Origin of the sequence: Rothia nasimurium (assembly GCF_014217215.1) — a bacterium.
Classification (GTDB): Bacteria; Actinomycetota; Actinomycetes; order Actinomycetales; family Micrococcaceae; genus Rothia; species Rothia avistercoris.
Genome location: NZ_CP056080.1, coordinates 1850429 through 1871584 on the forward strand (window position 1 = coordinate 1850429; position 21156 = coordinate 1871584).

The 21156-nt window shown below is 59.7% G+C and carries 21 protein-coding genes and 1 riboswitch; of the genes, 10 read left to right on the top strand and 11 right to left on the bottom strand.

The features are described from left to right. Window positions 1-155 precede the first annotated feature (155 nt). Window positions 156-560 carry a hypothetical protein gene (locus HWU94_RS08415; RefSeq protein ID WP_221625837.1) on the top strand — a complete coding sequence of 135 codons (405 nt, stop codon included), beginning with the start codon at window positions 156-158 and terminating at the stop codon, window positions 558-560. Window positions 561-582: 22 nt separating this feature from the next. Here HWU94_RS08415 and dusB read toward each other — a convergent pair whose 3' ends face one another. The 3 genes from dusB to HWU94_RS08430 all read right to left on the bottom strand — a co-directional run bounded on the left by dusB (window position 583) and on the right by HWU94_RS08430 (window position 3700). Continuing rightward, complete coding sequence (dusB, locus tag HWU94_RS08420; protein ID WP_185173322.1) at window positions 583-1779, bottom strand: tRNA dihydrouridine synthase DusB; 1197 nt, start codon at window positions 1777-1779, stop codon at window positions 583-585. A 154-nt stretch (window positions 1780-1933) separates the two neighbouring features. Then, on the bottom strand, window positions 1934-2818 hold the full coding sequence (locus tag HWU94_RS08425) for an SDR family oxidoreductase (protein WP_185173323.1): 885 nt from the start codon (window positions 2816-2818) through the stop codon (window positions 1934-1936). A gap of 99 nt (window positions 2819-2917) precedes the next feature. Further along, window positions 2918-3700 (bottom strand): DUF2382 domain-containing protein, encoded by a 783-nt coding sequence (locus tag HWU94_RS08430; RefSeq protein ID WP_185173324.1) that lies wholly within the window; start codon window positions 3698-3700, stop codon window positions 2918-2920. Window positions 3701-4119: 419 nt separating this feature from the next. Here HWU94_RS08430 and HWU94_RS08435 point away from each other — a divergent pair, with 419 nt between their 5' ends. Continuing rightward, complete coding sequence (locus tag HWU94_RS08435) at window positions 4120-4659, top strand: hypothetical protein (RefSeq protein ID WP_185173325.1); 540 nt, start codon at window positions 4120-4122, stop codon at window positions 4657-4659. Then, a complete protein-coding gene (locus HWU94_RS08440; RefSeq protein WP_185173326.1) occupies window positions 4631-5014 on the top strand; it encodes a hypothetical protein in 384 nt (127 codons plus the stop codon). Before HWU94_RS08435 ends, HWU94_RS08440 begins: the two co-directional genes overlap by 29 nt. A gap of 5 nt (window positions 5015-5019) precedes the next feature. Here the strand turns inward: HWU94_RS08440 and HWU94_RS08445 are convergent, their stop codons facing one another. Then, entirely contained in the window at window positions 5020-5361 is a 342-nt protein-coding gene (locus HWU94_RS08445) for an MGMT family protein (RefSeq protein WP_185173327.1), read from the bottom strand. A 6-nt stretch (window positions 5362-5367) separates the two neighbouring features. Beyond that, window positions 5368-6342 carry a GNAT family N-acetyltransferase gene (locus HWU94_RS08450; RefSeq protein WP_185173328.1) on the bottom strand — a complete coding sequence of 325 codons (975 nt, stop codon included), beginning with the start codon at window positions 6340-6342 and terminating at the stop codon, window positions 5368-5370. 197 nt (window positions 6343-6539) lie between these two features. Between HWU94_RS08450 and HWU94_RS08455 the strand changes: the two genes are divergently transcribed. Continuing rightward, complete coding sequence (locus HWU94_RS08455; RefSeq protein ID WP_185173329.1) at window positions 6540-7160, top strand: GNAT family N-acetyltransferase; 621 nt, start codon at window positions 6540-6542, stop codon at window positions 7158-7160. 140 nt (window positions 7161-7300) lie between these two features. Here the strand turns inward: HWU94_RS08455 and HWU94_RS08460 are convergent, their stop codons facing one another. Continuing rightward, window positions 7301-8683 carry a glycine--tRNA ligase gene (locus tag HWU94_RS08460; RefSeq protein ID WP_185173330.1) on the bottom strand — a complete coding sequence of 461 codons (1383 nt, stop codon included), beginning with the start codon at window positions 8681-8683 and terminating at the stop codon, window positions 7301-7303. Window positions 8684-8823: 140 nt separating this feature from the next. Between HWU94_RS08460 and HWU94_RS08465 the strand changes: the two genes are divergently transcribed. From HWU94_RS08465 to HWU94_RS08475, 3 genes are read left to right on the top strand one after another with little or no spacing between them, the layout of a single operon-like run. Then, window positions 8824-9042: an RNA-binding S4 domain-containing protein gene (locus HWU94_RS08465; RefSeq protein ID WP_185173331.1), complete on the top strand. Its 219-nt coding sequence runs from the start codon at window positions 8824-8826 to the stop codon at window positions 9040-9042. Window positions 9043-9081: 39 nt separating this feature from the next. Then, window positions 9082-9315 (top strand): ribbon-helix-helix domain-containing protein, encoded by a 234-nt coding sequence (locus HWU94_RS08470; RefSeq protein ID WP_185173332.1) that lies wholly within the window; start codon window positions 9082-9084, stop codon window positions 9313-9315. Between the two features lie 10 nt (window positions 9316-9325). Continuing rightward, on the top strand, window positions 9326-9640 hold the full coding sequence (locus HWU94_RS08475; RefSeq protein ID WP_185173333.1) for a type II toxin-antitoxin system PemK/MazF family toxin: 315 nt from the start codon (window positions 9326-9328) through the stop codon (window positions 9638-9640). A gap of 27 nt (window positions 9641-9667) precedes the next feature. On the opposite strand, the gene HWU94_RS08480 is transcribed toward HWU94_RS08475, so the two are convergent. From HWU94_RS08480 to HWU94_RS08490, 3 genes are read right to left on the bottom strand one after another with little or no spacing between them, the layout of a single operon-like run. Continuing rightward, window positions 9668-10354: an alpha/beta hydrolase gene (locus HWU94_RS08480; RefSeq protein WP_185173334.1), complete on the bottom strand. Its 687-nt coding sequence runs from the start codon at window positions 10352-10354 to the stop codon at window positions 9668-9670. Between the two features lie 30 nt (window positions 10355-10384). Further along, on the bottom strand, window positions 10385-11611 hold the full coding sequence (locus HWU94_RS08485; protein WP_185173335.1) for a homoserine O-acetyltransferase: 1227 nt from the start codon (window positions 11609-11611) through the stop codon (window positions 10385-10387). 12 nt (window positions 11612-11623) lie between these two features. Then, window positions 11624-12973 (bottom strand): O-acetylhomoserine aminocarboxypropyltransferase/cysteine synthase family protein, encoded by a 1350-nt coding sequence (locus HWU94_RS08490; protein WP_185173336.1) that lies wholly within the window; start codon window positions 12971-12973, stop codon window positions 11624-11626. Window positions 12974-13094: 121 nt separating this feature from the next. Next, a riboswitch (SAM riboswitch) is annotated at window positions 13095-13213 on the bottom strand. A gap of 138 nt (window positions 13214-13351) precedes the next feature. Here HWU94_RS08490 and HWU94_RS08495 point away from each other — a divergent pair. From HWU94_RS08495 to HWU94_RS08505, 3 genes are all read left to right on the top strand, one after another. Further along, window positions 13352-15541: a S9 family peptidase gene (locus tag HWU94_RS08495; protein WP_185173337.1), complete on the top strand. Its 2190-nt coding sequence runs from the start codon at window positions 13352-13354 to the stop codon at window positions 15539-15541. 108 nt (window positions 15542-15649) lie between these two features. Beyond that, the gene (locus HWU94_RS08500; protein ID WP_185173338.1) at window positions 15650-16645 is read left to right on the top strand and encodes a hypothetical protein; all 996 of its coding nucleotides are present in this window, start codon (window positions 15650-15652) and stop codon (window positions 16643-16645) included. A 2-nt stretch (window positions 16646-16647) separates the two neighbouring features. Beyond that, window positions 16648-17607, top strand: coding sequence for a hypothetical protein (locus HWU94_RS08505; RefSeq protein ID WP_185173339.1), 960 nt, complete (start codon window positions 16648-16650; stop codon window positions 17605-17607). A 451-nt stretch (window positions 17608-18058) separates the two neighbouring features. Here HWU94_RS08505 and gatB read toward each other — a convergent pair whose 3' ends face one another. Beyond that, the gene (gatB, locus tag HWU94_RS08510; RefSeq protein WP_185173340.1) at window positions 18059-19564 is read right to left on the bottom strand and encodes an Asp-tRNA(Asn)/Glu-tRNA(Gln) amidotransferase subunit GatB; all 1506 of its coding nucleotides are present in this window, start codon (window positions 19562-19564) and stop codon (window positions 18059-18061) included. Further along, window positions 19565-21154 carry an Asp-tRNA(Asn)/Glu-tRNA(Gln) amidotransferase subunit GatA gene (gene gatA / locus HWU94_RS08515; RefSeq protein ID WP_185173341.1) on the bottom strand — a complete coding sequence of 530 codons (1590 nt, stop codon included), beginning with the start codon at window positions 21152-21154 and terminating at the stop codon, window positions 19565-19567. Window positions 21155-21156: the final 2 nt, after the last annotated feature.

Consider the following 21156-nt stretch of genomic DNA (forward strand, 5'->3'; position numbering starts at 1 on the left):
TTCCTTGCACTTATATTTCGCAAACCCAGCGTCCACAAGAATCGCGCAGGGCCCACCAGCGTCGTGGGCCCTGCGCGATTCTGATAAGCACTCACATAACCTGTGGTGTTAGAACCTACCGGACGGTACAGTCATAATCTATGAGTGAGAAGTATGTGCCCAACTACGGCGACCCGGAGCGCTTTCGATATGAGATGCTTATTCGCACCAAGTCCAGGGCCTACCAGTTGGCTTGCTGGCAGGGTTACCTGGGCACCCACGAGTTCTTTCTGGGCAACACTCTCAAAGGCTGGGCGACGCTCCTTCTCACCATGGCGGCCGCTAGCCTACTCATCTACGAATGGATACTCGGGCTTCTCCCAGTGATCTTTGCTATCTGCCTCAATATCACGGCGGTACGGGCCATCGCCGCATCAGACCCAGCCAGCGACATCTACGGCGAAGAGTGCGGAGCTGTCTTTCACAGCCTCCATATGATGAGCCCCTTCTCCATCATGTGGGACATGAACCTATGGAAGGGCAAAACTCCCACCGACCCTCCGCCGCCCGACATGGACTAGCCGGGCCCGGGCATCCGCTCCCCTAGCCGCCGCTGATATCCAGCTCGGCGTCCACCAGGCCCAATCGCTCGGCGTCCCCCAGGACGCGGGAGTTCAGCCACCCGTCGGGCAGGTGGGGCTTCTTGGGGTTGCCCGCGCGCCCGCGAGGGCCCTCAACAGCGGCACCGGGGTAGCCAATGGAGTGGTCCAGCTCGGCCAGGTACTCACGGAAGGCTTCGAGGGTGGGCACGGTCGACATCTTGGCGCGCAGCTTACCGCCCACCGGGTAGCCGTGGAAGTACCAGGCCACGTGCTTGCGGATCTCGCGTAGGCCGCGGGCCTCGTCACCAAAGGTCTCCACCAGTAGTTCAGCGTGGCGGTAAATCATATCGGCTACCTCAGACACACTGGGGCGGTGGCGCTCTTCAGACCCTTCAAAGGCATTTTGCAGGTCGCCAAAGAGCCAGGGGCGGCCCTGGCAACCGCGGCCGACCACGATGCCGTCCACCCCGGTCTGCTCGACCATGGCAATGGCGTCCTCGGCGGAGAAAATATCGCCGTTGCCGAGAATCGGCACGTCGGGGATTGCCTCGCGCAGGCGGGCAATCGAGTCCCAATCGGCCTTGCCGGAGTAGTGCTGGGCGGCAGTGCGACCGTGCAGGGCAATCGCCGCAACACCCGCGTCACGAGCAATTTTGGCTGATTCTAGGTAGGTCAGGTGGTCCTCGTCGATGCCCTTACGCATCTTGATGGTCAGGGGCACGTCCCCGCGGGAGGCCTCACGCACAGCGGTCTGGACGATAGCGGTAAAGAGGTCGGTCTTCCAGGGCAGGGCGGAGCCGCCGCCCAGCTTGGTGACCTTGGGGACGGGGCAGCCGAAGTTCAGATCAATGTGGTCGGCACGGTCTTCTTCGACCACCATACGAATCGCCTTGCCGACGTTGACGGCGTCCACACCGTAAATCTGAATGGAGCGAATCTTTTCGTCGCCGTCATGGTCGATAATGCGCAGAGACTCGGGGTTACGCTCCACCAGGGAGCGCGCGGTGACCATCTCGGTCACGTAGAGGCCGCCACCGTAGTCGCGGCAGAGTCGGCGGAAGGCCTTGTTGGTGACGCCCGCCATGGGGGCCAGCACCACCGGGGTGTCGATGGTGTGCTTGCCCAGCTGTAGGGGCGGCAGTTTCAGCTGCTTAGCGCGGGCCGGGGTCTGGCCGGTCTCTAAAGTCTCTTCTGTCATAACCTTCCAATTCTGGCACAAACGGCCCCGGTGCGCTGTTAGCTAGAGCAAAGATAAGGACGCCCGCCCCACCTTCCTGCCCCGCACCGGGCAGGGCACGGGGCGGGAGGCTGATGAAGCGGGCGCCATGTAGTTCAGGCGACGTGCTGGGCGTCTACGGGGTAGGACGTCCGCCGGTGAGACCCAGGGTTTCGCCGGAGACGTAGCTGGCCTCATCCGATGCCAGGAAGACGTAGGCACCAGCAATTTCAGCGGGTTGGCCCGCCCTACCCAGGGGTGTGTCTTGCCCAAACTGGGTGAGCTTTTCCTGGGGTTGGCCGTGGCTGGGCTGTAGGGGTGTCCAGAAGGGGCCGGGGGCAACAGCGTTCACGCGGATACCGCGAGGGGTGAGCGCCTGGGCAAGACCCTTGCTGAAGTTGTTCTGGGCAGCCTTGGTCAGGGCGTAGTCCAGCAGGGTTTCGCTGGGCTCGTAGGCCTGAATCGAGGAGGTGAAAATAATAGATGCACCTGCCTGAAGGTGCGGCAGCGCAGCCTTAGTTACCCGGTAGGACGAGTACACGTTAGCTTTCATGGTGGCGTCGAAGTCCTCGTCTGAGAGGTCTTCTAGTTTTTCGTGCCACACCTGGCGGCTGGCGTTGTTGACGAGAATATCGAGACCGCCGAAGGCCTCAACGGTCTTCTCAACAACCAGCTGGCACTGCTCAAGTTCCCGCAGGTCACCGGGGAGGGCTAGTGCCTTGACGCCAGCTTTTTCGATCTGCTCGATGATGATGCGGGCATCTGGCTCTTCTTCGGGCAGATAAGCGATGGCTACGTCGGCACCTTCCCGGGCGTAGGCAATGGCTACCGCTGCGCCCAGGCCGGAATCGCCACCGGTGATGAGCGCCCGCCGTCCTTTAAGGCGGCCTGCCCCCTGATAGGTGTCGATGCCCAAATCGGCTTTGGGGGTCATTTCAGCGTCTAAGCCGGGTTCGGGCTGGGTCTGCTTCGGAGGGGCAATGACGGGGTATTTGCTGCGGGGGTCAATTAGTTCGGTCATTTTCTTCCTTAGGGGTAGAGAGTAAGCAAAAGCCCCGGGTGGTTCTTCCCGGGGCTCTGCATGAGGCTGTGGTTCAGTGCTAGAGGCTTTTATCTAGACTTACTTCTTGTCGCCTTCTACGACGATTTCTTCCTTGCGGACGTCGGCTGAGACGCGCTCGGTGTCGGTGTGAACTTCCTTGCCGACGGAGACACGCTCGGTTGCTACGGTCTCGGTGGAGACAACGGGGCGCTCTTCGTGGGCGGTGACGGTGACGTCTGCCTGAGCTTCGGCTGCGTCAAAGTCGTAATTCTCGACTACTTCGCCGTCCTTGAGGTTGGTGCGCTCTACAACGATTTCTTCCTTGCGAACGGGAACCTCAACGGTTTCGGTTTCGGTGCGGACGACCTTGCGCAGGCGGACCTGACCGGTCTGGGTTGCGCTGGTTGCGGTGCCGACATTCAGACGCTCTTCGTGAGCGACAACGTCGCCGTTCTCGGCGGTTGCGGTGGCCTGGGTTGCGTGGGCATCGGTGGCAGGACGCTCGGTGTTAGCGACACCTGCGGTGGCAGTGCCAGCGGTTGCAGTGCCTGCGGTGAGTGAGTAGTACTCGTAGAGGCGCTGCTCTTCTGCGGGTGAGAGTTCGCCGTCTTCTGCGATGTTGGGGGCGTCCTTGACGAATTCCTTGGTGTAGGGAACGTGAATCTCTTCGCCTGCGTAGCGGGCCTGGTTCACGGGGATGAAGGATTCGTTGGTGCCGAAGAAACCGGTGTTGACGGTGACGAAGGTGGGTTCGCCGGTCTGGGCGTCGAGGTAGAGCTCGCCTACCTTGCCGATTTTTTCGCCATCAGTGCCGAATACAGTGCTGTTACGCAGGGTTTCGATGGTTTCGTTGGTAGCCATGAGCTGTTGCCTTTCTTTGCGACTCTCAGTACGCGGTGTTACGTCAGCCCTGCGCCCCCTATGAGCGCTATCAGTAGGCTGAGCAACTGTTCATAACCCTACATACTTTCAGCAGACTGAGCAAGTGATAAGCGAACTTTTTAAGAAAAAAGACAATATTTCACTCTGAGAATAAAAAATCACCCTGACTAGGCATGTCAATCTATATCATGTCTAGTCATGTCACTCTTGAGAGATGAACACAAGGAGATAACAAGGGGCTAGTTTTAAAGTAAATATTTCCTAAATTTACATTCCCCAAAGAATGCACCACCTCGATCCTGCATGTGAATCGTCAAAATCTCTTGACAGCCCCACACTCTTTCCCGATACTTGTGATAAGTCAATATAAATTGACGAAACCTAGTTGAGGAGGCCCTATGCAGTCCGATGACCCGCGTATTACTGCCGTCCGCACCGCCCATGAACAGGTCGCCCAAGCCACCCGCGCACTTGAGGACGCTGTGCAGGCAGCCCGCGCAGGCGGCGCAACCTGGCAGCTCATTGGGGCAGCTATCGGCGTGACCAAGCAAGCTGCCGCCCAGCGCTTTTCCGAGACCGTCTATAACGCCCGCTCACTCTCGCAGATTCAGGTCGAGCTGGAGCAGATCACCGAAGCCCTCTTTGCTGCCCTGGCTCACAGTGACATCGAGCATGTACACAGCCACATGACCTACACAACCGCCCGATTACTGTCTAAACGCAAGATTCTGAAAACCTGGCAGCAGGTACTTGAGGCAAGCGGCCCCTTTATTGAGGTCAAAAAGACAGTGGTGGAACAGGCAGGCTCCGGCTTTGTACTCACCTACCGACTGCGCCACGAAAATGGTGAGCCGGTCGGCCAACTCTCTTTCAACTCAGCCCGCAAAGTAACAGGATTGGTGATCTTCAATGACGATTCAGCAGAACTCCCCTGGTAACAGCATCTATGCGCCCCTCATCATGGTGGGACTGTGGGGCCTACACGGTTTTATCACCTGGTACCTCAGCCGAGAACTAGCTATAACCTTGTGGGCGATTGGCCTAGTGGTTGTTGGCACGGTGCTCACTCAGTGGTTCCTGCGCCCCAAGGGCAGCCGCACGATGGTATGGCGACCGGGACTCTTTGCCGGGACGCTTACTATTACCTGGATCATCTGGGCAATTCTCAATATCTTTTGGGATATGCAAGCCCAGAACGCTGCAATCTGGCCGTTGCTCGGGTACATCGGTTCAAGCAGTAGTGCACGGGAGGCTTCAGCTCAGAGGCGTAGAGCCCGCGACATCGGCGTCTAGCCCCTCTAAGCCTGCCCCTCCCCCAGCTCAGCGAGGTGAGGGGCAGAAAGGTGGGCGAGGGCGTCCGCGCCTATACGGGCGGCGCCCAGAGCGACCCGCCCGTCCACTCGCAGCGGGGTGCCCTCGCTCTGCCAGTGGGGGCGAGCCTGCTCCAGGTGCCCCGGTATCTCGCCGCGGGCGTTGCAGATGCGCCACCAGGGCACGCTCGACCCCCAGAGCGCGAGGGTGCGCCCCACCAGCCGGGGAGATTCGCCGGCAACCGCACCGACGTCACCGTAGGTAGCGACCCGCCCGGCGGGCACACACTCGGCCACCCGTAAGATTCTCTCTACCCGTGTATCGTCCACGGGCCTTTAACCGTCAACCAGTACCAGGGACTCGCTGGTCACGGTAGCAGCACCCATCTTCACCAGCTGGTCGATCAGCACAGCCAAATCTTCCATGGAGTCATCGACCTCGATTTGCACGGCGTAGGAGCCGGTCAGCACCGAAAGCAGCTGCATAATAGCTTCGCGGGCGCCGGGGTGGCCCACCCGGTAGCCGATGGTGATTTCGGTGGCGTCATCTTCAGAGACGGGCATCTGGCCGGCATCTACCTCGATGGGGCGGTAGCTCACGGCAAAAGCGATAATGTCGCCCTTCTTCCCGTTCGCCTGGGCACGAAGTACGTCATCGCGCAGCACCACAGCGCCCAGGGCCTCGGCTTCGTCGGAGAGGAAGAGGCGGTTGACGCGGCCGATGGGCAGGTCGGCAGGCTCGTCCCAGGTGTGTACAGCCCGGTAGAACTCCCAGAAACGCTGGGTAAGTTCGACAGACCCAGTGGCCAGGTCCTCGATGGCCTGGGTGATGCGTTCAGATTCGTCCTGGCGTAGGGGTACGGACGGCACCGCCCCGGCTTCGATACGCACCATGCGCGAGCGCTGGGCGACCGTGAAACCGCGAGCAGAGGCAAAGTCGAGGCCGGTGGAGGCCGGTTCCACCTTGGCGCGCAGAGCTACGGTGCCGCTGGGGGCTGAGGCGGCGGCGTCCTTTAGGGCCTGTAGGAGCAGGCTGCCGAGGCCTGAGCGGCGGTGTTCGGGGGCTACTTCGATGTAGGACCAGAGGCGGTTGGGGTGCAGGTCAGTCTCGTAGACGGTACCTGCAGCCACGGGCACTCCCTGATGCTCGGCGACGAGGGTGCGGGAGAAGCGGGTGTCGGAGTCGGGCCCGAAGGACGAGCGGAAGGCGGCTACCTGCCGGTTTTCAGCATCGTGCCAGTATTCGAGCAGGGCTAGGGTGTCGCCCTCGCGCCAGGGGCGTAGGGTGTAGGTATTCTCGGCAGTGCTCACGGTGGTGCCTTTCGGGGTAGCCGGTGGGGTGTACCCATCTACTTTAGCGCCCCTGCCTAAGTTGCGGGCGTCCGCTGCGGGGAAGATATGAACGCTGAGCGTGAACCGGCAGAGCGGCACCTTGATTTCACCGGCCCGTTACCGGCTAGACTTTAAGGGCTTAAAGTTTATTTGACTCTATTGTTTAGCGTGGTTTTATGACTTCTCCCCTTGCCCACAAGCCCACCCTCGTAGGTTCCCGCGTTGAGCTGCGCCCCTTCGACGCCGATGCCATTGACGCCATGATCGGTATTCTGCAGGAACCCGATGTTCTGATTAAGACCGGAACCGTTCACTCCCGCTCAACAGAGACCCACCCCTTCAACGAGACTAAGACCCGTGAGTGGTACTCCCGCCGCAACGAGAAGAAGAACCGCCTCGATTTAGCGGTGTACGCGCTGGACCAGCAGAAGTACGTGGGCGAGGTTGCCTTCAACGAGTACGACCCCGATAACGGCTCGGTTAACTACCGTATTGCGATTGGGCAGGCTGGCCAGAATAAGGGCTACGGTACCGACGCTACTAAGCTCATGGTCGATTACGCCTTTGAGAAGCTCGATTTGCACCGTATTGAGCTTGAGGTGCTGGACTTCAACGAGCGGGCCAAGCACGTGTACACCTCCTGCGGTTTTGTGCCCGAAGGACGCCGCCGCGAGGCTTTCCTGATTGACGGCGAGTACCACGATGCGGTCATCAAGTCGGTTCTGCGCAGTGACTGGGAGGCCGCCCGCTCGGTCGCGGGCCACCTGACACTGGATTTGAAGCGCGTCGAGATATAAGACAATAACAAAAGGACGGACGTGCGTTCGCCTGCTGACCCTCTTGGGGCTCGCGCTGGGGCACTCACCCCAATCCACGCCAGCCCCGAGCCAGCAGGCTCTCCGCACGTCCGTCCTTTTGTATATCTAACCTACGTTACTTACTTGGTCAGCTTGGCTGCCAAGTAGGCGGTGACCTGGTCGAGTGAGACGCGTTCCTGGGTCATGGTGTCGCGCTCGCGGATGGTAACAGCCTGGTCTTCCAGGGTGTCAAAGTCGACGGTGATGCAGAAGGGGGTGCCGATTTCGTCCTGGCGGCGGTAGCGGCGGCCGATTGCACCGGCGTCGTCGTAGTCGATGTTCCAGTTGCGGCGGAGTTCGTTGGCCAGGTTCTTGGCGGTGGGGACGAGGTCTTCCTTCTTGGACAGGGGCAGGACCGCGGCCTTGACGGGGGCCAGGCGCGGGTCGAGCTTGAGCACGGTGCGCTTATCGACGCCGCCCTTGGTGTTGGGGGCTTCGTCTTCGACGTAGGAGTCGACGAGGAAGGCCATCATGGAGCGGGTCAGGCCGAAGGAGGGTTCGATGACGTAGGGGACGTAGCGTTCGCCGGTGCCCTGGTCGAAGTATTCGAGTTTGGCGTTGGAGTGTTCGTTGTGCACGCCGAGGTCGTAGTTGGTGCGGTTGGCGACGCCCATGAGTTCGCCCCATTCGGAGCCCTGGAAGCCGAAGCGGTATTCGAGGTCCATGGTGCCTGCGGAATAGTGGGCGCGGTCGTCTTCGGGTACGTCGAATTTGCGCATGTTGTCGGGGTTGATGCCGAGATCGACGAACCAGTTCCAGCAGTCTTCGATCCACTGGTCGTAGTACTTGGGGGCGTCGTCGGGGTGCACGAAGTATTCGATTTCCATCTGTTCGAATTCGCGGGTTCGGAAGATGAAGTTGCCGGGGGTGATTTCGTTGCGGAAGGCCTTGCCGATCTGGCCGATGCCGAAGGGCGGACGCTTGCGGGCGGCGGTGACGACGTTGTTGAAGTTGACGAAGATGCCCTGGGCGGTTTCGGGGCGCATGTAGTGCAGGCCTTCTTCGTTGTCGACGGGGCCGAGGTAGGTTTTCATGAGGCCGGAGAAGTTTTGGGGTTCGGTCCACTGGCCCTTGGTGCCGCACTTGGGGCAGACGATGTCGTCCATGCCGTTTTCGGGGGCGCGGCCCTTCTTTGCTTCGAAGGCTTCGATGAGGTGGTCCTGGCGGTGGCGGGAGTGGCAGGAGAGGCATTCAACGAGGGGGTCGGTGAAGGTTGCGACGTGGCCTGAGGCCTCCCAGACTGCCTTGGGCAGGATGATGGAGGAGTCGAGGCCGACCATGTCTTCGCGGCCGCGTACGAAGGTCTGCCACCACTGCTGGCGGATGTTTTCTTTGAGTTCGGCACCGAGCGGGCCGTAGTCCCATGCTGAGCGGGATCCTCCGTAGATTTCACCTGCCTGGAAGACGAATCCGCGGCGCTTGGCCAGTGAAATAACGTTGTCGAGTTTGGACTTCGGTGCCATGGTTTTTGGTTTCTCCTATGAGCCTGCGCCACCGGTTGTGGCGTGCTTGGATGTAAAAAGAAAGTGGGCCGGGTGGCGCACTCGTCTTTAAGCCTACCGTACGTAGGGGTGCGAGTGTTGGCGCGGGTAGAGTGGTGGGTATGAGTATTGAGTCTGTTTTTATTCGTGATGAGATGATTCGTCTGGGCCAGTTTTTGAAGTTGGCGAATCTGGTGGAGAACGGGGTGCATGCCCGTGAGGTGATTCAGGACGGCTTGGTGAAGGTGAACGGTGATATTTGTGAGCAGCGCGGGCGTCAGCTGCATGCTGGCGATACCGTTGAACTGAACGGTGTGACCGTGCAGGTGGAGGTTGAATAACCTCTAGCCAAGCGAATCCCATATTGGTATTCTCGGGTTATGACAGTTCAGATTGCAGTCCGTTTACCCGATGATTTGGTGGCCTTTCTTGATCATGAGGTTGAGGAAGGCCAGGCTAGAAGCCGCGCTGAGATTGTTGCCGAGGCTCTTGAGCATGAGAGACGACGCCGGGCGGCTTTAGTTGATGCAGCTATTCTGGCTTCTCTGGGCCCAGAGGATGACCTGGATGAGTTAGTGGACTGGGCCAGCGGCACACCTTCGTCTCAGCAGTAGGTGTTGAACCGTGCGCGAAATTTGTTTAGTCCATCTCGATAAGACAAGGCCGGCAGTTGTTTTGACCCGTGAGCCTACGCGGTTTGCGATGACTAAGGTGACCATCGCTCCTATCACCTCAACGATCAAGGGGTTATCGAGCGAGGTCTTGCTAGGGCCTGCTAACGGTCTGGACCGTGAGTGCGCTATTTCTGCGGATAACATTCTGACGGTCCGTCAGGATACCCTTGGCCGGACGATTGGTTACCTCACGGAGCCTCAGGAAAAACAGCTGGCCCAGGCAATTATTTTCGCGTTTGATCTGCGGGCTCCCCTAGCACGTTAAAGGTGAGCCCGCAGTCCTTACACATAATTATTCGGCAAGCACTTTCTCATTGAGGAAGGCTGTGATGTGGGTGAGTTCTGCGGCGGCGACTCCGTGCCCGATGCCGGCGTAGGTGTGGGCGGTGAGGTCGGTGTGCCCGGCTACCCATTCGCGGGTGTAGGCGATTTTGTCGGCGGTGATGATGGGGTCGGCTTCGTCGCGGCCCCAGAAGAGGGGCAGGGGCTTGTCCGCTAGCTGGGCGTCCTTGAAGTAGTGTTCTCCCCCGGCCACGGCGTAGCCGGAGAGCCCCACCACGGCCTTGATGAGGTCGGGGCGGGCGCGGGCCACCGAAGTGGCAAGGGCCATGCCCTGAGAGAAGCCCAGCAGGATCACGCTATCGTAGTCAGCAGCAATGGGTTCGAGCCAGCCCAGCAGATAGTCGACAGCCAGTTCGATGGCGGTAAAGCCGACAGTTTCTAGTTGCTGGTTGAGGGGCCACCACTGGTAGCCCATGGCGGGGCTCTCGATATAGGCGGAGTCGGCGTCGGCCGGTAGCGGGTAGCCGACGGGCTGGGGCGCGCGGACGGACGCATAGGTCACCTTTTCGCTGGGCAGGTAGGGGGTGAGCCCCAGCAGGTCACGTTCGTGGGAGCCGTAGCCGTGCAGAAGGACAACCAGGTGGGTACCCCGGCGAAAGGGTTCTGCCTTTGAATATTCAACAGTGTACTGGTTCATAACCCCCAACTTACCACCGGCAGAGCCAGCCTAGGCCACTGCCCACAGGTGCTTGCGCCCCCGCGGTTTTGCTTCGTCAGCGACGTCCTGGGTTTCGATGCTGGTGGCAAGGATTCTTTCGAGCTGTTCGTGTTCGATGAGGAAGCCGTCGTGGCCGCAGGGTGAGTGGATGACAGCCGGTTCTACGGGGTTGGGCAGGGAGGCTGCCAGGATGTGGGAGTCGGAGGGAAAGAAGAGGCGGTCGGAGTCGACGTAGGCGATGGTCCAGCGGCAGGTGGAAAGCGCCAGTGCCTTTTCTAGCCCGCCCCGGTCACGGCCAAGGTCGTGGGAGAGCAGGGCTTCGTTGATAGCCAGGTAGGAGTTGGCGTCGAACCGGGCTGTGAGCTTTTGGCCGTGGTAGTCCAGGTAGTTCTCTACCTGGTAGCGGCCGCGGTCTGCGGTGAGGGGGTGCAGGACGTTGTGGCCGTCTTGGGCGTCGCGCCCGAAGCGGAAGTGGAGTTCGGCGGCGGAGCGGTAGGTGGTGTGGGCGATGCGGCGGGCCAGGGCCAGGCCGGTGACGGGACCGGGGCCTGGGTAGTAGTCACCGCCGGCGAAGGCGGGGTCTTGGCGGATCGCCAGGTTTTGCATGTGACCCCAGGCGATTTGTTCGGCGGTGGCGGCGGGGCCCGAGGCGATGACGGCGCAGGAGCGGACGAGCTCGGGGTAGGTGACGGCCCATTCGGCGGCGCGGGCACCGCCGAGGGAACCACCGATGACGTGGTGGAGAGAGGTAACGCCAAGCTGGTCAAGCAGACGTTTTTCGGCGCGGACGCCGTCGCGGATGGTAACGAGGGGGAAGCGGGAGCCCCAGGGTTTTTGTTCGGGGTCGATACTGGCCGGGGCGGGTGAGGCTGGGCCGGTGGTGCCGTAGCACCCGCCGAGCATGTTGGGCGAGATAACAAAAAAGCGGTCGGTATCAATGACCCGGCCAGGGCCCACAGCAGTGGGCCACCACCCCGCAGCCTCAGCCGCTGTAATCTCTTCGGGGCTGGCACCCGCCCCTGCCCTGCCCGCCGAGACATGGGTGTCCCCTGTCAGGGCGTGCAGAACCAGGACGGCGTTATCGCCAGCTTCGTTGAGGGTTCCCCAGGTTTCGTAGCCGATGGTGACATCGGGCAGAGTAACCCCGGATTCCAGGAGCAGGTCGCCCACCGAGGCGTAGGTCAGCACGCCGTCGGCTCGGTAGCCGGTTGAGTCTGCAAGGTGGCGGGTGGTCATGGGTCTGCCCTCCTAGGAGATAGCGGCGAATCCAAGGTCAAGGTCGGCCAGAATATCGTCGATATGCTCAATGCCTACCGACAGGCGGATAAAGGCGGGGTTGATGCCGATTGCTTCGAGCTCTTCGGGGGTGGATTGGCTGTGCGTGGTCGATGCCGGGTGAACGGCCAGGGAGCGCACATCCCCAATGTTGACCAGCAGTGAGTGCAGGGCCAGGGAGTCCACGAACTTCTGGGCGGTAGCGGAATCAGCGTCTTTGAGGGTGAAGCCAACGATCGCACCGGCGCCCTTGGGCAGGTACTTCTGTGCCAGGGTGTAGTAGGGGGAGGTTTCCAGGCCGGAGTAGGTCACGGACTCCACTGCCGGGTGTGCCTGCAGGTAGTCTGCTACCTTGCGGGCGTTCTCTACGTGGCGCTCAACGCGCAGTGAGAGGGTTTCCAGGCCGATAGCGATGTTGAAGGCGTTGGTGGGTGAGATGGAGGAACCCAGGTCACGGAGCAGGGATACACGGGCTTTGAGGATGTAGGAGAGGTTAACCCCAAAGGCGCCGTCCTTGCCCAGGTCACGGGCGTAGACCAGGCCGTGGTAGCCCTCGTCGGGCTGGTTGAAGAGGGGGTACTTCTCGGGGTAGGCACCGTAGTCGAAGTTACCGGAGTCCACAATCACGCCACCTACGGAGGTACCGTGACCGCCCAGGTACTTGGTGGCGGAATGAACGACCACATCGGCACCGTGCTTGATGGGGTTAAGCAGGTAGGGGGTAGCCACGGTGTTGTCGACAATCAGGGGTACCCCGATTTCGTGGGCTACTGCGGCGATGGGTTCGATATCGAGGACGTCCCCGCGCGGGTTGGGCAGGGTTTCACCGAAGAAGGCCTTGGTGTTCTCGCGGGCGGCGGCACGCCAGCTTTCGGGGTCTGCGGGATCGTCTACGAAGGTGGTTTCAATGCCCAGGTTCTTGAGGGTGTACTTGAGCAGGTTGTAGGTGCCACCGTACAGGGAGGGTGAGGCAACGATGTGGTCGCCCGCACCGGCAATGTTCAGGATCGAGAAAGTGGTTGCGGCCTGGCCGGAGGCAAGGAGCAGGGCACCTACGCCACCCTCTAGGGCGGCGATACGGTTCTCTACCGCTTCCTGGGTGGGGTTGTTGATGCGGGTGTAGATGGGGCCCAGCTCAGAGAGGGCAAAGCGACCTGCGGCCTGCGCTGAGTCCTTGAAGACAAAGGAGGTGGTCTGGTAGATCGGCAGGGCGCGGGCGCCGGTTGCCGCATCGGGCTCCTGGCCTGCGTGAATCTGCTGGGTCTCGAACTTCCAGCCGGTGGGGTTTGAGGGGGTGGGGTGAGTGGTGTTTTCGGTGGTCATGCGGTTACTCCTAGGGAGGTCGTTGTTTCAGCGTTCAGTTGAAACGGGCCGCATGCCGTATCTTCCGCCCGGGTAGGGAGGAAAAGAATCTGATGCCCTCGCAGAAGATAGAGGCACATCGGTCCCGCGCTTGCACACCCGGTTCTCAGTGAGGTGTGCCAGGTCTTCACCCAGGGCACCCCACCGCGAGTGGAGGGTTGCCGGCCAGCTAGCTGGGGCTTAGCGCTGGTTCTCTTGACCTGTCTCTAGTCTGGCTGGCTCTCCCGGGGAGCGTCAAGAAAGGGCTCTAAAGTTTCAGCATATGTCCTTGTATTGCGTACGTTACGTTCTGTGAGCGTCATTTAGAATGATGGGAAGCGAGTTTTTACGAAAGGGCTGATGATGTCTCTGACTCCTCCTCTTGCCAAGCGTGTACCCGTTGAGCGCACCCATCACGGTGATACTTTTATTGATCACTATGAGTGGTTGCGCGATAAGGAAAGCACCGAGGTTCTAGAGCATCTACGCACTGAGAACGCCTTTACCGAGGCCGTCACCGCCGACCAGCAGCCGCTGCGCGACGCTATTTTTGAAGAGATCAAGGGCCGCACCCAGCAGACCGATATGTCGGTGCCCTCGCGCCGCGGGGCCTGGTGGTACTTTAACCGCACGGTCGCCGGTGAGCAGTACCCGGTGATGTGCCGCGTCCCCGCCCTTACAGAGGGCAGCGTTGAAGAGCGCTACCAGCCACCGGTCGTCCGCCCCGGTGAGCCACTTGACCGCGAGCAGGTCGTGCTGGACTGTAACGAGTTTGCCCGTGACATGGCCTTTTTCTCCCTGGGTTCCTTCCAGGTCACCCGCGACGGCTCCCTGCTGACCTTCGGTGTTGATGACTCAGGCGACGAGCGCTACACCCAGTACTTCAAGAACCTCGACACCGGCGAGATTCTGGAGGAAAAGATTGAGGACGTCTTCGCCGGGGCTTTCTTTGCCTCCGGCGCTAAGCACCTGATCTATTCGGTAGCTGACGAGTCCTGGCGCCCCTATGAGGTGCGTGCCCACGCAATTGGCACAGACCGCTCCCAGGACGTAGTGCTCTACCATGAGGCTGACCAGGGCATGTGGTTGGACGCCGGAATGTCCTCTTCCCGAACCCACGTGGTCATTACCTCTTCAAACTCCGAGTATTCAGAGACCCGCATTATTAACATCCACGAGCTGGGTCAGCTAGAACCCACCCTCATTATGAGCCGGAACCACAAGATTGCCCATTCCACCGACATCATTGATATTGAGGGCACCGGCTACCTGGTGATTGGCCACAACTGGAAGGCCCCGAACAGTGAGCTTGTCATGCTCCCCTTGGCAGACGACTACCGCCCCCTGGAGGCAATGGCACAGGAGTGGGTGCCCCTGGTTCCCCACCGCGAGGACGTCCGTCTTGAGTCCGTGAAGTTCTCCCGCAACCATCTGGTGCTCATGGCCCGCGAGAACACCACTGTCAAGGTATTCGTTGCCCCGCGTACCGCTCTCGCTGAGCAGATAGCTTCTGCCCACCCCCAGGGTATTGACCTCTATGAGCCCGGTGGCTTCACTGAAGAGCTCTACACGTCCGCCTTCTCCGGTGTGAACATCATGTCCCCGGTCATCCGCCTGAACTACACCTCCTACCTCACCCCCAGCAGCGTCTACGACTACTTCCCCGATACCGACGACCTCGTACTACGCCGCCGCACCCCCGTCATCGGCTACGAGCCCGAGAACTACACCGCCTACCGCATGTGGGCACCGGCAGCGGACGGAGCCATGATTCCGCTCTCCGTCATGCACCGCGCCGACCTCGATAAGGCTCAGGAAAACCCCGTGATTCAGTACGGCTACGGATCCTATGAGTCCTCCATGGATCCTTACTTTTCTACCGCCCGCCTCAGCGTGCTGGACCGCGGCGTCATCTTCGTCGTCGCCCATATCCGCGGGGGCGGCGAAATGGGCCGCGCCTGGTACACCGAGGGCAAGAAGCTGGCTAAGAAAAACACCTTCACCGACTTCATCGACGCCACCGACTTCCTGGCCTCCCAGGCCTGGGTGGACGCTGCCCGTATCGGCATCATGGGTGGGTCAGCCGGTGGCCTGCTCATGGGCGCCGTCGTCAACATGGCCCCCGAGAAATACGCGGCCTGCCTGGCGCAGGTTCCTTTCGTGGATGCTCTGACCACCATTCTTGACCCCAATCTGCCGCTCTCTGCCCTGGAATGGGAGGAATGGGGCAACCCCATTACCGACCGTGAGGTCTACGAGTACATGAAGTCCTATACTCCCTACGAGAATATCCGCCCGGTTCGCTACCCTGCTATTGCGGCGGTCACCTCGCTCAATGACACCCGGGTTCTCTACGTGGAGCCAGCCAAATGGGTTGCTGCTCTTAGGCACACCATTGCCCAGGATTCCCCCACTCCCCTCCTCAAGATTGAGATGGACGGCGGCCACGGCGGCGGTTCGGGGCGCTACACGGCTTGGAAAGAAATTGCCTGGGATTATGCTTTCCTCCTGAGCTATGTGCTCTCTTCCCCACCCACCGGCCACCAGTAGGTTATTTCTATACAGCACACCTTTTTCAGGCTCATTTTCATTAAAAACAAGTACAATCTGATGTGATTGGATTGTTACCCAACACGGAGATGAAGGTTAAGTCGTTGCATGTCTGCTGACCCCATTGATCTATCACCGCGCATACCCCATCAGATTCTCACCTCACTACTCAACAAACCCCGCTACCGAGCCAAGTGGATGCCTTACGTTCAAAGGCGTCGCGGAAACACGATTAATCAAAGAGCGGTAGCAGCCTTTATCGCAGGTGAGCTCTCCGATGCTTTGGATCAGGAAATCAGGCCCCAAAGATTTAAGGACCGTATCTCCCGCGCCCTTAAGGGCGAGGCAATTAGCGACACTACGGCGCAGCTCTTTATCTCGACCTTTGAGTTTACTCAGCAAGAAGCGCAAGAGCTCCAGCGAGCGCTATCAAGCTACAAAATGAACCTACAGGTAGCGCAGCGGTCGACTGTCGCCTCCGCGACTAAAGTTCCGGCAACCGGTAGGGGCCCCTATCGTTCTCTCTCCACCTTCCTTGAAGGTAAGGTGGATCGGTTCGGTTACTTACACGGAGCCACTATTACCGAGGTTATTCAGGCAGAAGCAGAGACGGTGGAGCAAATTTTTCAAAACTTTGAGTCAGCATCTATCCAGTGCACCATGCTTGAAGGGGGCGAACTAGTCGAAGTCTACCCCTCAGACAGTATGACTCCACACGCTAACGATAATTCTGTTCACCGGTTAGTTATCCGACCCCCCCACCCCATCCGCCGGGGACAGATTCACCAGGTTCGCTATCATCTAACACTCGATAGAAAAGCCATGATAGAAAGCAACGATACCGAGAACACGATTACTTTCGGCCCCTTCTCCCCACCGCGCTTTAACATCAGCCTCAGACTAGAGTTTGAAGAAGCCCCTCACAAAATAAAGCAGCTATTCTGGGACCGTAAGATGACAGATGCAAACCTTTGGGAAGCACAGGATCTAGAGATTAGAAAAACATACTCGGCCTACTTCCCCCTTATTGAGGACACTATTTACTCCCTTGAGTGGAGCTGTGATGCCCAAGCTGCCCGGCAAGCCTACGAAATGGGGAGCTAATCATGCAGTATTCGCGCAAACCTCCGCAAGAAAATGATGATGCTCAGCATCAGGTCATGCCGAAACAAACCCACCTACAACGCGACAGTAAATACCTTAACTCCCTTCATCTCACCAGCACTATTCTCTGCGCGGCACTGTTTGAAGAAAAAAGTCGCAGGGTTTGGGAGCAGTACGCTAAAAACAAAGAACTCAGTAGCGGTTCTAGCATCCCTGTTCGAGCAATCGCCCGTGCCATGAGTGACTTTGAACATAGAACCTACGGGTTAGAGGTATCCCCTCAGCAGTATAAGGATCGAGTGAGCCGGGCAACCTCCACAGGCCAGATGAGCATGGAAACCCTCGACCTACTCTGCAAAACCTTTGATTTCTCTCAAGAAACGGTACGCTCCCTACAGCAGGCCGTTATGCACGGTTTCGATGATTCTGAGTCACTCCAAATCATCCGCACCATTGCTCAGGTTATGGTCTCAAGCTCATACTTTGACGTCTACCTATCAGAGACAGATCCGGTCGAATTTGAGGTGAAGGTAACCCTAACATTACTGAGCTTGGAGGCAGGTTGTTCTGCGGTGCTCTTCCCCTTCGCTGACATACAAGACATCACGTGCGAGACTCCGGGCGTTCACGTTTTATCAACCCCGGTTGCAGATGAGTGGATCTTCTTCCTAGATGATTTCGTCCCTCCTCAGGAAACTTTTATGCTCCGATTCATCATGCGCGGACGCGTCAGTAAGACACCGGACGGCTTCTATACCGCTAGGTCTCCCTTTTTTATGATTAGAGTCTTTTCCACGGGTATTAAAGTCAATACAGGAGGGGCAGAGCGAACGGTGCGAATCGAAAAGACCCTTGCCACAGATTCCGAAAGCACCCTGGTAGCTTCCGAAACAGTGACGGACTACCTCACCTACTACTGCCCGGCTATTGACGATAGCTCTATCGTTATCAAATGGAAATAATATTTTTCCTTATCAGGACCAAAAACGCCCTATGCGACATAAGAGAGACGTTGGTGTCCATAAAGTAATAACTAGATACCAAGGGTTCTGACAAATACCCCGTGAACTTTTGGTCTTGGTAGTGGCAAAGGCTCCCGCTGGCTCCCATCATAGAGCCACGCGAGTCCCCTAGTTTCTATGGCTCTAGCCCTGTTTCAGGGTTCTATGAGTTCAGCGGTAGCAGCCACGCTACTACCAACGTGGGGCTTAGAGGTAATAGTGCGATAAGCCTCTGAGCCCCGCCGAGGAGACTGTAACCCCGACAGCTCCTCATAGCTGGGACAATCTGCAGTAGTCCTGGCGACTCAGAAGGTGCCTACTCCCTCACCGGGAGTAGGCACCTTTCCTTTTATACCAACAGATGGTCTCTTCCCCTGAACCGTTAGGTCATGGTCCAGGGGGTAGAAGATGCCTAGCCTTGAACGCCGAGCTTCTCCAGGATCAGCTCGCGCACACGGCCTGCATCGGCCTGACCGCGGGTTGCCTTCATGACCTGGCCGACGATAGCGCCAGCGGCCTGAATCTTACCGGCACGAATCTTGTCGGCAACATCAGGCATAGCCGCCAGAGCATCGTCGATAGCGGCGGTGAGAGCGCCGTCATCAGAGACAACAGCAAGGCCGCGCTTCTCAACGATTTCGGCAGGTTCACCTTCACCATCAATGACAAAGCCAAGTACCTGGCGGGCAATCTTATCGTTGATCTTCTTAGCTTCAACCAGCTTGTTCAGCTCAACAACGGTCTGGGCGGTGACGCCGGTTTCCGTCAGCTCAACCTCGCGTTCCTTGGCGATACGAGCGATTTCGCCCATCCACCACTTACGAGCAACGGACGCGGGAGCACCGGCGGCGACGGTCTCTTCGATGGCGTCCATAGCACCAGCGTTGACCACGTCGCGGAACTCTTCGTCCGAGAAGCCCCAGTCGGCCTTCAGACGGCGGCGGCGCTCGGCGGGAGGCTCGGGCAGCTCTGCGCGCAGGCGCTCAATCCATTCGGTGTCGGTAACCACCGGAACCAGATCGGGCTCGGGGAAGTAACGGTAGTCGTCGGCATCAGACTTGGGGCGGCCACTGGTGGTCTCGCGGGTGTCTTCGTGCCAGTGGCGGGTTTCCTGAACAACCTTCTCGCCTGCTTCGAGGACGGCCGCGTGACGCTGAATCTCGTAGCGCACCGCACGCTCAACCGAACGCAGGGAGTTGACGTTCTTGGTTTCTGAGCGGGTACCGAACTCGGTGGAACCCTTGGGCATGAGCGAGACGTTAGCGTCGCAGCGGACGTTACCGCGCTCCATGCGGGCGTCGGAGATACCCAGGTTCTTGACAATTTCGCGAATGGCAGCCACATAGGCGCGGGCCAGTTCAGGAGCCTTGTCGCCCGCACCCACGATGGGGCGGGTAACAATTTCAATCAGGGGAACACCGGCGCGGTTGTAGTCGACCAGGGAGAAGTCTGCGCCCTGAATACGGCCAGCGGTGCCGCCCTTGTGGGTCAGCTTGCCAGCGTCTTCTTCCATGTGGGCACGTTCAATCTCAATGGTGAAGACGGTGCCGTCCTCCAGCTCAACGTCCAGGGACCCGTTAGCGGCGATGGGCTCGTCGTACTGGGAGGTCTGGAAGTTCTTGGGGGTATCGGGGTAGAAGTAGTTCTTGCGGGCAAAGTGGCTGATGGGTGCGATGTCGCAGCCCAGAGCCAGACCCAGCTTGATAGCTGATTCAACAGCCTTGCCGTTGACCACCGGCAGCACGCCGGGTAGGCCCAGGGAGACGGGGGTGACATTGGTGTTCGGAGTATCGCCAAACTCGTTAGGAGCGGCGTCGAACATCTTGGTCTTGGTGTTGAGTTCTACGTGAACCTCGAAGCCGAGTACGGGGTCGTACTTCTCCATGGCTTCTTCAAACGACAGGATTTCGTCAGACATTTACTTAGCTCCCTCGAAGTCAAAGTCACGGATCAGGGCGGCGGTGTCGGGCAGCTGCTCGTGCAGGTAGCCACCCCACTTAGCGGTCAGCAGGGCTTCCAGACCAGCACCAGCGCGGTAGAGGCGGGCGTCCTCGTGGGCGGGGGCGGTGAACTGGATGCCGACGGGCAGGCCGTCCTCATCTGCCAGACCACCAGGCAGGGACAGGGAGGGTACACCGGCCAGGTTGGTGGGTACGGTGGCGATATCGCCCTTGTACATGGCCATGGGGTCGCCCTTGGTCTTCTCCCCCAGCTTGTAGGCGGTGGTGGGCGCGGTGGGGCTGATCAGTACGTCTGCGACCTCAAATGCCTTGGCGTAGTCGCGCTGAATCAGGGTGCGTACCTTCTGGGCTGAGCCGTAGTAGGCGTCGTAGTAGCCGGCGGACAGGGCGTAGGTGCCCAGGATGATGCGGCGCTTGGCTTCTGAGCCGAAGCCTGCGGCACGGGAGGCTGCCATGACGCGCTCGATGGTGACGTGGCCTTCTTCGGGCAGCTTGCGCAGACCGAAGCGGACGCCGTCGTACTTGGCCAGGTTGGATGAGACCTCGGAGGACATAATCAGGTAGTAGGCCCCGATTGCTTCCTTGACGGAGGGCAGGGAGACCTCAACGATTTCTGCGCCGGCTTCCTTGAGCAGCTCCAGGGACTCGTTGAAGCGGGCCATAACGCCGGGCTGGAAGCCCTCGCCGGTCAGTTCCTTGATGACGCCAACGCGCAGGCCATTGAGGCCACCTTCAGCGGCACCGGCGCGGGCGGCGTCCGCGTAGGCGGGCACGGGCTCGTTCAGGGAGGTGGCGTCCTTGGGGTCGTGACCGCCGATGACTTCGTGCAACAGGGCGGTGTCGAGGACGGTGCGGGCGCAGGGGCCTACCTGGTCGAGAGAAGAGGCCATGGCGATGACGCCGTAGCGGGAGACCGAGCCGTAGGTGGGCTTGACGCCAACGGAGCCGGTGACGGCTGCGGGCTGACGGATGGAGCCACCGGTATCGGTGCCCAGGGCCAGGGGGGCCTGGAAGGCAGCTACTGCTACAGCGGAGCCGCCGCCGGAGCCACCGGGAATGCGGTCCAGGGCCCAGGGGTTGCGGGTGACACCGAACGCTGAGTGCTCGGTGGTGGAGCCCATGGCGAACTCGTCGAGGTTGGTCTTACCCAGGATGGGCATACGAGCCTCGCGGATCTTCTGGGTGACGGTGCCGTCGTAGGGGCTCATCCAGCCCTCGAGCATACGGGAGGCGGCGGTGGTGGGCTGGCCCTTGGTGACAATGAGGTCTTTAACGGCGATGGGGACGCCTGCGAGGGCAGGTAGTTCTTTGCCGGCGGCGCGATCTGCGTCTACGGCGGCAGCAACTTCCAGGGCCTCTTCAGCGTTCAGATGCAGGAAGGCGTTGAGGCCGCTCTTGCCGGCTGCGCGGTTTTCTGCGTCTAGGGGTTCACCGTCGGTGGCGATGATGTGGTCGATGTAGGCCTGGGTTGCCTCAACAGAGGTCAGTTCGCCGGCGGCCAGTTTCTCAGCAAGTTCTGCTGCGGAAAGTTTGATGATGTCGTTCATGC